Origin of the sequence: Exiguobacterium sp. s141, from assembly GCF_018618085.1 — a bacterium.
GTDB classification, from domain to species: domain Bacteria; phylum Bacillota; class Bacilli; order Exiguobacteriales; family Exiguobacteriaceae; genus Exiguobacterium; species Exiguobacterium mexicanum_A.
Window position 1 is genome coordinate 44,063 of record NZ_JACSLJ010000008.1, and the last position, 10,629, is coordinate 54,691.

General features: G+C 40.9%; 10 protein-coding genes and 2 pseudogenes. 5 read left to right on the forward strand and 7 right to left on the reverse strand.

What is annotated here, in order from left to right:
- Window positions 1-199 precede the first annotated feature (199 nt).
- The 5 genes and pseudogenes from KNP74_RS13620 to KNP74_RS13640 all read left to right on the forward strand — a co-directional run.
- Window positions 200-352: pseudogene (locus tag KNP74_RS13620) on the forward strand (DNA/RNA non-specific endonuclease); the annotation flags it as partial.
- 376 nt (window positions 353-728) lie between these two features.
- Window positions 729-1,772 carry a Fic family protein gene (locus tag KNP74_RS13625; RefSeq protein ID WP_251130202.1) on the forward strand — a complete coding sequence of 348 codons (1,044 nt, stop codon included), beginning with the start codon at window positions 729-731 and terminating at the stop codon, window positions 1,770-1,772.
- A 225-nt stretch (window positions 1,773-1,997) separates the two neighbouring features.
- On the forward strand, window positions 1,998-2,699 hold the full coding sequence (locus KNP74_RS13630; RefSeq protein WP_214764607.1) for a hypothetical protein: 702 nt from the start codon (window positions 1,998-2,000) through the stop codon (window positions 2,697-2,699).
- Window positions 2,699-3,625, forward strand: coding sequence for an AAA family ATPase (locus tag KNP74_RS13635; RefSeq protein WP_214707826.1), 927 nt, complete (start codon window positions 2,699-2,701; stop codon window positions 3,623-3,625). The genes KNP74_RS13630 and KNP74_RS13635 overlap by 1 nt, the downstream gene beginning before the upstream one ends.
- A gap of 5 nt (window positions 3,626-3,630) precedes the next feature.
- Window positions 3,631-4,674, forward strand: a complete 1,044-nt coding sequence (locus KNP74_RS13640; RefSeq protein WP_214764609.1) for a DUF58 domain-containing protein — start codon at window positions 3,631-3,633, stop codon at window positions 4,672-4,674.
- Between the two features lie 320 nt (window positions 4,675-4,994).
- On the opposite strand, the gene KNP74_RS13645 is transcribed toward KNP74_RS13640, so the two are convergent.
- From KNP74_RS13645 to KNP74_RS13675, 7 genes and pseudogenes are all read right to left on the reverse strand, one after another.
- Window positions 4,995-5,363, reverse strand: coding sequence for a hypothetical protein (locus tag KNP74_RS13645; RefSeq protein ID WP_214764610.1), 369 nt, complete (start codon window positions 5,361-5,363; stop codon window positions 4,995-4,997).
- Between the two features lie 136 nt (window positions 5,364-5,499).
- Window positions 5,500-5,697 (reverse strand): hypothetical protein, encoded by a 198-nt coding sequence (locus KNP74_RS13650; RefSeq protein WP_024127771.1) that lies wholly within the window; start codon window positions 5,695-5,697, stop codon window positions 5,500-5,502.
- A gap of 386 nt (window positions 5,698-6,083) precedes the next feature.
- Window positions 6,084-6,230, reverse strand: a pseudogene (locus KNP74_RS15050) (JAB domain-containing protein); the annotation flags it as partial.
- A 123-nt stretch (window positions 6,231-6,353) separates the two neighbouring features.
- Window positions 6,354-7,157, reverse strand: coding sequence for a lincosamide nucleotidyltransferase Lnu(G) (lnu(G), locus tag KNP74_RS13660; RefSeq protein WP_002333496.1), 804 nt, complete (start codon window positions 7,155-7,157; stop codon window positions 6,354-6,356).
- 318 nt (window positions 7,158-7,475) lie between these two features.
- Complete coding sequence (locus tag KNP74_RS13665) at window positions 7,476-7,853, reverse strand: DUF6262 family protein (protein ID WP_002333497.1); 378 nt, start codon at window positions 7,851-7,853, stop codon at window positions 7,476-7,478.
- The gene (locus KNP74_RS13670; protein ID WP_214764611.1) at window positions 7,854-9,752 is read right to left on the reverse strand and encodes a site-specific integrase; all 1,899 of its coding nucleotides are present in this window, start codon (window positions 9,750-9,752) and stop codon (window positions 7,854-7,856) included.
- On the reverse strand, window positions 9,749-10,629 hold an 881-nt coding region (locus tag KNP74_RS13675; RefSeq protein WP_214764612.1), incomplete at its 5' end, for a tyrosine-type recombinase/integrase. The genes KNP74_RS13675 and KNP74_RS13670, both read right to left, overlap by 4 nt.

Sequence of the window (10,629 nt, forward strand, 5' to 3'; positions counted from 1 at the left end):
CGTTAAATGAAGCCGTTTTTTGGACGGTTGTGCCATCCTCGTACGTGCCAACCACATTTAGCGAATCCGCTTTAGATGCTCGAACGCTGAGAAACAGGCAGACGCGAAAAAACAGATTGCCGCTGCAGCCGCAAGTGTAGAGACCGAGCAGAACACTGTTGTCGCGACAGAAAGTGAGCCCATAGTGGCCGCAGAACCGAGCGGAGACGTCTCTAGCGTAGATGCGAACGGCAACGGACAAGTGACGATTCAAGAAGCCAAAGATGCCGGATTCAGCATGCCGATCAGAAGTAGCCATTGGCTATACCCTTATATGCAGGACAATGACGGAGATGGCATGGTCGGAGAGTAATGATGCTCATGCGACGAATCAAATAGAGTCACATTAATCAAACGCATCCTCGTGAAATCGATGGATGCGTTTTTTGTCCTGCTACGTCCTGCAATCTTTATACGTGGTGGCACCTGACTTTGAAACGCCTTTCACTATTAAGACTCACGACTCTCTTTATCAACATCTCGTGTGGATTTTAAAGAGAATCAGTCTTCAAAAGCTAAGGGATTGAAATATAGGTCATCAATCATTAAACATAGTCATCTGTTATAAAAGTGAACATGTTTAATTCAATTGAATACAGTTTAAATAGGTTATACTAGGATTAAACATAGTCATATCCGAACTAAATGAACATGTTTAATCAATTATAATGATTAACGAGGGGTTTCCTATGCGCAATTATAATTATCAGTACATGGCCAATCTGGCCTTACCGATGGAAACGGTACGATTGATTGGTCGCATCAACGAATACAAAGGCAAACAGGACCTATATAAACAACAGGCGCCTCAAATCCTGAACACCTTGCGTGACGTGGCGGTCATCCAATCGACCAAAGCCTCCAATGCGATCGAAGGGATCGTCGTGACCGAGAGTCGCCTACACACCATCATGTCGAAGACCTCGGACCCGGCCGACCGCTCGGAAGCGGAAATTGCCGGGTACCGGGATGTCTTGAACTTGATCCATGCGTCGGCTCAGGATATCCCGCTCAACCCGAACATCTTGCTCCAGCTTCATAAGGAGCTTTACAAGTTTGTGCCGGTCGAGGGCGGTCGATGGAAGAATGTCGACAACGAAATTAGCGAGACCTTCCCCGACGGCACACGTCGTACACGCTTCGTACCTGTTCCAGCGTTTGAGACACCCGTTGCTATCCAAGCCTTGTGCGATAGTCTGAAAGAGCGTCGTCAAAACGAGGACGTCGACCCGCTCATCCTGACAGGCATGTTCGTGCTCGACTTTTTATCCATCCATCCGTTCAATGATGGGAACGGCCGCATGGCCCGTCTCGTGACCTTGTTGATGCTCTATCAATATGGCTTCGAGGTCGGCCGCTATATTAGTCTTGAAAAGATTGTCGAAGAACGAAAAGAGGACTACTATGAGTCCCTTCGGCTATCATCCATTCACTGGCATGAGAACCGCCAAGACTCGTTCCCATGGATCAACTATCTGTTGAGCGTAATTCTTGCAGCCTATAAAGAGCTTGAGGAGCGCGTTGGCCTCGTCACATCAGGCAGTCAGAACAAGACCGTACGAATCAGACGCTTCGTCGAAGGCAGAATTGTCCCGTTTACCAAATCAGATATTCGACAAGCCTGCCCCGACATCAGTGAGGCGACCATCAACCGTGTCCTTCGTGAATTACGTGACGAAGGAATAATCGCCCCGTCTGGTCTTGGCCGAAGTGCAAAATGGATCAAACAATGACTATATGAATACGGGACCTTAATTTTCATATGAAAACACCATTCGGCCGAATGATGTTCCTCTTAGAAGGGATATTAATCAAAATTAAGAGAATTATTCATGGTAGAAATTTAATTTGGAATCAAAAAGCGAAATCTATTTTTACAATTGACTTTTTTTGTATTTAAAGGGACATTAAGGGGTAAGATGTATATCTTTAACTTCACTTGTATAAGAGGAGGGTTTATGCAGAAAAGAAAAATGTATTATTTCATCATTTCGACCTTAGTCATCCTCGCTTTATTTAAAATCGGTGGTATTTTTCTATATGGAATGATTGTAGATCGCCCCACCCAACAAGACATGTCGGGAAATCCAAGGTACATCGACGGTGAATTGGCAACCTTTAAAGATAAAACAGAGAATCTAGAGGATACTAATGATATACCGAAGTGGTATGATCTTTTGTCGAAAGAACGGTTTGAGAAAAAGACGTCTGATGAAGACCAAGGGGATACTTCAGACGTTCTGAAATGGGCTGTTATAGCTTTCTTGCTCATTTTATTTCTCAAGAACTACAAGCGCGTACACGATTGGTGGGATAAACGGCGACGCAAAGCGACATCGTCCTCAGCTGACGAGAGGCCATTATCAGCGCGAGCCAATATGAACAAAGTGACCAATACCACACCAACCTTTCTCTATGCCTCTGATACTGAGCTTGGGAAACTACTCGTGGAGTTGAATGACACCTTGAGCGACACTCAAAAACGAAAACCTCACGAGACCGTCTCAGAGTGGTTTGCACGCATTCGATTCGAACAATCTGTGAAACCTTATGCCGATGTGCGATATGGAGAACTGAACGTGATCGACGAGCGCTCACTTCACGATTTCAAAGTATCTGTCAGACAGTATATACAACACTACAAAGGAGAGAAATCTTGATGAACATTCGTACGATGATTGAGGAAATCAACCAAGTCTATTTGGGCAACCCGACAGTAGTAGAGTTGTGTGTGACGTCGCTTTTGGCAAACGGACATGTGCTCTTAGAAGATGTACCGGGCACCGGGAAAACGATGTTGGCCAAGACATTAGCGACGAGTTTCCACGGCGACTTTTCAAGAATTCAGTTCACAGCCGACTTATTACCGTCAGATATTGTCGGTTCAGATTTTTTCAATCTAAAGACGCAAGAGTTTGAAAACAAGCAAGGCCCGATCTTCGCCAACATCGTGCTCATCGATGAAATCAACCGGGCCGTCCCACGTACCCAGTCCGCATTGCTCGAAGCGATGGAAGAACGACAGGTGACGGTCGGGGGCAAGACATATCAACTTCCTACCCCATTCTTCGTCATCGCGACGCAAAACCCGATTGAATCATCTGGTACCTTCTCTTTGCCTGATGCGCAGCTTGACCGGTTCATGATGTGTCTACATACAGGGTATCCGACCGAAGAATTCGAACTTCAATTGCTGGAGGAATCCGTCACCGAGACCCGTAAGGCGGTATTGGCGAATGTCGATTTCGAGCAACTCCTGCAATATCGAGCCGATGCCATGAAAATCCACATCTCGAAAGACGTGTTACGCTATATCGTCTCGATCGCGACCGCGTCACGTAGTCACCGGAACGTTCAGACGGGGATCAGTCCACGTGCGACGATCGCGCTCTCGAAAGCCGCTCAAAGTTATGCCTATATCCAAAATCGTGACTATGTCACACCAGAGGACATCAAGTTCTTGGCCCCATACGTTTTCGCTCATCGGTTGACACTGACGCTCGAGGGCGAGATCAAGTCCTCGAAGGCCATGGTCATGGAAGAAATCTTGTCGACCGTCCCGGTCCCGGTCGAGATGGGCATGTGACTCCGATGAACATCACGACAAATGTATTTTTCTTGCTTGAAAAACGAATCCAAATCGTCTTATTTTCAGTGATGATTATCTTGTTGTTCGTGCCGTACCTCTCGATTCTTTCATTCGTTCTCGCTGTTTTTTTGGCGGCAAGTCTTTATATCGAGCGTTACACGAAACGACTGACTGCACAAATGGACGTCACGTGGAGACAGTTCGACTCGATTCTGTTCAAGAACGAAAGTTGTAAGTTCACCCTTGAACTGACGAACGTGCACCTCTTAAACGACATGAGCACGAAAACATATATACGTACGCCAAAGGATGGACCTTACGTCGTGAACTTAGAGGGGCACACGGAATCCATCATCGAATTGGACGAGCTGCCATCTGATTTCGTCTTCGAACTTACAGGTAATCGAAGGGGGCCCATCGAAATAGCTGAAATCTCCATCACGATTAGCTTGCCTCTATCGTTAGGGACGCTGACACTCTATTTGCCTCCCCCTTTACGTTGGACGGTCTATCCATCGATTTCAAGTACTCCTGCGCAGCGTATCCGATCACACCTGAAGCTTGGTGAGCGCGTCTCTAAATATTCTCCAATTAAGGATCGGTTACTACAAATCTCCTCGAAACCCTATGAGGATGAACCGTCTAGACAAATCGACTGGTATGCGACGGCGAAGAAATTGACTTTGCAAACGAAACTGTACCAGCCGGTCAATCAAGACATGTTCACGGTGTACCTCGATTTGTCAGCTTCGAACGGGATCGGCCTTCATCATCAGTTCGAAGAATTGATAGAGGATACGGCATTGGTCAGTCGGGAATTGATTGAAAGCGGCGGGAAGGTCGAGCTATTTGTGAACCGATTAGATCAAAAGGGACATGTCAATCACTTGAGCATCCAAGAAGGGGCGAAGCAGCTTAAAAACATCCTCGCCCTACTCTCTAGTCTATCGGAGCAAGATCACTATATGGGTTCAACCCGTTTCTCGCCTTACGTGACGAAAATAAAAAACAAGCAAGCTCAGCTCATAAAAATCGCATCAAGCTAACTGACTTTTTAAAAGCCAAGTTAGCTGATGTGTTTTTTTATTTATAGACAGTACACTAGATGAGGATGATCCATGTACATGAAAAAACACCATTCGGCCGAATGGTGTTCCTTGCGTGTCGTTAGACGCGCCCACGCTCTTGCTTTTGACGTTTTCCTTACGCTCCGTGCCTCCCGTAAGAAAGGACCAGGAACATAGAGATGCGGCTTATGAGCCAGCAGCTCTTGTTATCGGGCCGTCAGGGAGGCAGCGGTGCGATGAGCGACTTCGCCTCCTGGCGCTAGACGCTCACGCATGAGCCCGGATCACCATTCCTTCTCCTATGCCCCTTCCTCAGAGACTTCCCAATCCTCAAAGCGATACTTGATGAGCCAATGGACATGCATCACTTCATATTCGAATACACCTTTGGATAGCTCTGAGACCACAAAACTGACGTCTCCATTCCCCACCACCCATGTCCCATATAGATATACGATCTTGATCGGACATTCTTCTGCATCCAGATAGATCACCAAACGGAAGTAAGGCGAGTTCCGTCCTTCATCGAACCGGACGACCTTCTCGACGCCATGTTCCCTGTCGACGACGCGCATCCAATCGGGGTGTTCCATCAGTTCCGAGAACACGGTCCGGACGAACGGATCCAATCCATCGAACGCATAGTCATTAAGAATCCGCTCGTCCATCACGCCTCACCCCTTTCAGTCTTTATAGACCGATTCCCAATACTTATGCGATTCACGCTTCGTTCAAAGACTCACTAGATAAAAATGTATACATGTATACAAATCTACAAGTATACATGTATACATTTCGAAACAATCAGTTATGTACTTGAAGCGTGTTCGTATTAAAGAAGACCGTCATCTGTTTCAATCGTTCCCCTTCTTTTACCTCACAAAGGATATCCATGCTCACTAACTCGAAGGCCTCAGGATCGATGTCCATCCGTTCAGGAAGTCTTCTAAGCAATACCTCTTTCATCTCTTCAATCGTTTGCTGGTCCAATGTGTGACTCATTTGAATCATCCTCTCCTGTTGATAGCTCAACAATACCTTGAATCTGACCGCTCGACATCTCGGTTTATTTCATGTAAGCCCTGGGCTTGTTTGAAACAAGCCCAGGGCTTGTTTAGAAAATATGGTCATTTTCAATAAACAAGCGCTCTTTTCACTTTTGTCATTTCATCAAAAAAATGACGAGACAGAATAAAACATCATGCTATATCCACACACGAACCATTCCGTTTTCGTCTTGCGAAAACGCCCCTTTTTCCGGATCCCGCTCTATGGATCCAGGCGAGAGCAACGCGAGTCGCCCGTCTCGTCAAAGAAAAACGCACGTTTTTCGTCCTTGCCCTTATCGGACGGACCGGGACCGGTCCCCCGGCCCCACTCCATCCCATTCAACCCATGTAACCTCGCTGTTTCATGCTGACATACGACTCGTCCGCCCCGAGGATGAGATGGTCGAGCACCGGGATGCCGATGAGGTCTCCTGCTTCATGTAACCGTTCAGAGACGAGGATGTCCTCCCGGCTCGGGGTCGGATCTTATCAAGAGTAAACTATTAAAAATCCATTAAAATCAATACTTTCACTTTGAGAACATGTATTTAAAGTAAATAACAATTAAAGCCTGTATCTTAGTTATCACTTGAGATACAGGCTTTTTATTTATTCGTTCATATAATTAAACAGTTTGCCTAAAAAATCATCGCTAATGGTTAATTGATACTGTTTTTCAACGAGATTTCGAAGTTCCATAACGAGAAGCAAAGAGTTCTTATAGGCTTCATATAGTTCTAATTCATTTAATCGGGCAGTAGTCTTTTTAAACTTTTCATAGTTTTCAGGACTAATTTCTTTTTCAAGATTCTTTGTCATATTAAACCAATTATCGGCATTTTCTTCCGCAATTCGAATGAGTTGTAGTATATTTTTTTGTAATTGAGATAAAAGTTCCAGTGAACGTGCATTTTCCCCTCTTTTAAGAACATTAATCCCCATTAACCATAGGTTGGAAAAATTATTCAATAAAAAATTTACGTTTTCTTCTGTAAGTCTATTTGGTCCCGGACCTTCCAACTCTGATAAATACAATTCTAGTTGTCCTGTTTCATCATAAATAAACATTGCTTTTGTGTCAGGAATGTAGCCTGATTCTTTGAATGAAGGAATAATATTCATTTCGTTTTCGGAAAGGAAATGAAATTCACCACGTATTAGATTTTCAAAAATTACTACTTCCGTACCGTACTCATTTTGATAGAGTAAAGTGTAGGAAGCGACTTCATTTAGCCATTTTGCTGAATCAAAGGTGGAAATTGTATCATCTTTTAGAAAAACGTAATATTCTATATCAGAGTATTGATCTCCCTCTCCTTTTGTAAAAGAGCCATACATCATACAAGCAGATATTCGTTCATCTGACTGGACAAGTTCCTTAACCCTTGCCATTAGTTCCTTTTGTTTTAACAATTCGATTCCTTCTTTCTTTATTTTGATTCAGGGAGAAATAAAAAATCCTCCCAAATAATGTTGGAAGGATTAGTCATGTCACTTTTTAAGACACTCAAATAAAACTATTTAGCCTTTTTAGCTATTCAGTCTTACATTTATTTAGTATATGGAAAAATGGGCAGACTAATCCTAAGTTTTTAAACTGAAATATACTATTTCATTTGTTAAAAATTAGATTAGTTCTTCATTGTCCACCCATCTCTCCTTTCGATTAATAGTATATTAATTTTAACACTTCAAAGTTCAAAGCACAAGTTGGTGAAACTCATAGATTAACTATTCTCTAATGTACAAATCTCCGTATAATTTTTGGATCTGGTTCCTTAATCTTATATTTTCCTCTTCTAATTCCTTTACTCTTGTTTTTAAGGTTTTAATAAGGACTTCTTCAGAACGGGAGCTTTTCTTGGGTTTTGATATTACATTTTCTGTTTTTTGCTGTTTTCGGAGAGATTCAATCCTTTGCCTAATATCATGTTCCTTATAAAGCCATGATTTAGAAACATTAGCTTCCTTTGCAACTGTGTTAAAATTAATAGTCTTACCTTCAAGCGATAGTTTAGAGATAACCTTGTCTACATTTTCTCTAGTCCGCCTGGACTTTTGCTTTGCCAAACGCACAATTTCCTCTGTATTTCGTACCTGTTTAACCATCTAACTAATCCCCTTCAGGCTGCCAATTATTTGCTCTAGTCGCTCTTTAACACGGTTATTAGTCTCTATTTGCCTTTGCCATTGCTTTTCCTTAGCGACTGCCAATAACTCCTCAGTACGATTTAACTGTTCCTCATGCTGCGATAAAAACTGCTTACTTGTACAAAAATGAGTACAATCTAAACAAGCATTGGCGTGTGGACAAGAACCTGCTATTACTGGTAATCGGCAATAACCATTTGGAAGAACTTGTGCATTAATATTTTTCTTGAACCATTGAAGATCAACATCATCGACTTCATTGTCATTATCTAACTCAATTATATCTCCATTATTAGTTACCAGTTTTTCTTTGAATTTTGTAAATTCAGCTTTAAGGGTTTCATCAAAAATATGAGCATATCTGCTTGTCATTTCAGGACTTTCATGACCCAAAAACTTTTGTACAATATGCTGCGGTACTCCGTTATTAATCATTCTTGTTCCTACTGTATGGCGAAAGGCATGGGCATGGAATCTATAAATCTCGCCTGATTTATCGACTATTTTTTGCTCATAAGCTAATTTGTTTAACTCGTCTCTAAATGTTTCTTGTTTTAATGGCGATCCATCTTTTCTTGGAAAGAGGTATTCACTATCTGGAAACTCCCATGAAACTTTATCTTCCCGAACTTTAATCAATAAAGCTACCTCTTTTGATATTGGAACTATATGCTCCTTTTTCATTTTCCATTGATAATACTTTAAAAAGTAATCTCCATCTTTGTCCTCTAATAGACAACCTTTTTTCAAGGTGCACAATTCGCTTATCCTCATCCTACATTCTTGGACTATCATAGTCATCGTAGCTATATATTCGGGTAATTTATCAAGATGACTGTTCAATTGCTCCAGAACGTATTCATCTATAAAACGAGGTTTTGCTCTCGGTATTTTGGGATAGTCTTCTGGATAGATTAACACCTTGGAAGGAATATCATTCCATTCTAGCCTTAGAAGGGTACTAAATAGTCCTTCCAATATAGAGATCCTCCCAGTTATTGTGCTAGGCTTTATCCCCATCATATTTAATTCGCTTAAATATGCTTCAATTTCCATTCTCGTTAATTGGTTTATTCTCTGAACGTGTTTAAAATTCATGTCCAAGAAATTAAAGAACTCTTTAAGTTTTTGGGCGATATCACATACATAGGAAAAGCTATCCGTATTTAATCTCAATTTACAATATCTTTTTACGAGTTGTTTAAAATACGTATTGCGAACCCCTTTAAAGTTAATTACATATTCATATTGTGTCGGATTAACCTTATCATCTGGCAAAGGTAACTTACGTCTATCCCAAATGTCTTTATCCCACTCCTCCCCATCAAAATAAAAGTCCTCATAAAACTCCATAAATTGTTTTAAATTAGTAACATAGTAAGAATTAGCTTCTACAGCTATTTTTTCTTGATTAGCAGTAATCTTATAATTAGTAGTGGTAATTCTAACACCCTGTTCTGTCAAATATGTCCTATATTCCGTCATTGCTTTTTTAATAGGAACTTCAGTAATTGAAGTAATGTTAGGATACTTTAAATCTAAAAAATCTAACATTCTATTAATTACAGTTCCTTTTCTAATCCATACAGTTTTTGCATTCCATATTCCATTATTTAAATGGTAAAAATAAAAATATTTCAATTCTGTTCTTAACCACAGATTTTTAACACGTTCAAAACGAACCCACCGATTTCTTAAAGTAGGGTTCTTACTTAATTCTATGGCAGAAGGATGCGGACATTTCCTTATATCCCAACTATTATTAGCCCAAAATCCCTGCAATTCTTCATTCATTGCAGCTATTTTCTTACTGATCTCACTCTGACTGATAATTTTCCTTTTACTAGAATCATTCATTTCTTATGTTCCTTTCTCTCAAGATATTTATTAAACTCATTTTTCATATCTTGATCTGAAAGATGAACATAGGTATTTAACGTTGTTTGAACATGTGCATGGCCCAACCTCTTTTGAACGTGTGCAACATCCCATCCATCCCTAATTAGCTGCGTTGCATGAGTGTGGCGTAGCATATGCGGCGTAAACTCTATTCTAGTTCTTTTAACTATTCTTCTAACTAGATCAAGAACACTTTGGTACTTTAGTGGTTTTCCAAAATAGCCTTCTTTTAAAGAAATAAAAACATAATCATGCTCCAAGTCCTCACCATACTCATATACCAAATAATCTGTATAAAGTGCCATAAGTTCTTTACTCACATGTATTGTTCTTTCCTTCCTTAATTTAATATAGGCCTCATTAACATTAACGTCTCTGGGTGTTAAATGGATTTGATTGTCCCAAGTGGCAATATCCTCAAGCCTTAGCGATAACACTTCACCGATTCTTAAACCACCCTCATACATAAGCATTAAAATTAATTTATCCCTCTTCGTATGACAAGCATCAATAATTTGCTTAACTTCCTCTGATGTTAGTGTTCTTATCTGCTTCTTTTTAACCCTTAACTTTAAGATATTCTTTTGATATTTACCCTTATTAATATGATGTAAAAACCCCTTAAAATTTCTCCCCTTTGCTTGTTTAAATACATCAATTGACTTAAATTCTCCTAATCTACTTAAATATTCCAGATAACTCATAACAGCATTTAAAATTGTATTCACTGTCGTTTCTTCTCTTATGGCTTCTTTTGACTGGAGATCAATTACATTTGCTGCTGTTGGGTATCTCAACCAACCTACAAAATCTGCTAATTTCTCAAAGTTAATAT

Excerpts from the sequence above, each read along its gene's own strand:
- KNP74_RS13665 (WP_002333497.1), bottom strand. The coding sequence starts at position 7,853 with ATGGTTAAACAGGTACGAAATACAGAGGAAATTGTGCGTTTGGCAAAG.
- KNP74_RS13625 (WP_251130202.1), top strand. The coding sequence starts at position 729 with ATGCGCAATTATAATTATCAGTACATGGCCAATCTGGCCTTACCGATG.
- KNP74_RS13650 (WP_024127771.1), bottom strand. The coding sequence starts at position 5,697 with ATGAGTCACACATTGGACCAGCAAACGATTGAAGAGATGAAAGAGGTA.
- KNP74_RS13630 (WP_214764607.1), top strand. The coding sequence starts at position 1,998 with ATGCAGAAAAGAAAAATGTATTATTTCATCATTTCGACCTTAGTCATC.
- KNP74_RS13645 (WP_214764610.1), bottom strand. The coding sequence starts at position 5,363 with ATGGACGAGCGGATTCTTAATGACTATGCGTTCGATGGATTGGATCCG.
- KNP74_RS13635 (WP_214707826.1), top strand. The coding sequence starts at position 2,699 with ATGAACATTCGTACGATGATTGAGGAAATCAACCAAGTCTATTTGGGC.
- KNP74_RS13640 (WP_214764609.1), top strand. The coding sequence starts at position 3,631 with ATGAACATCACGACAAATGTATTTTTCTTGCTTGAAAAACGAATCCAA.
- KNP74_RS13670 (WP_214764611.1), bottom strand. The coding sequence starts at position 9,752 with ATGAATGATTCTAGTAAAAGGAAAATTATCAGTCAGAGTGAGATCAGT.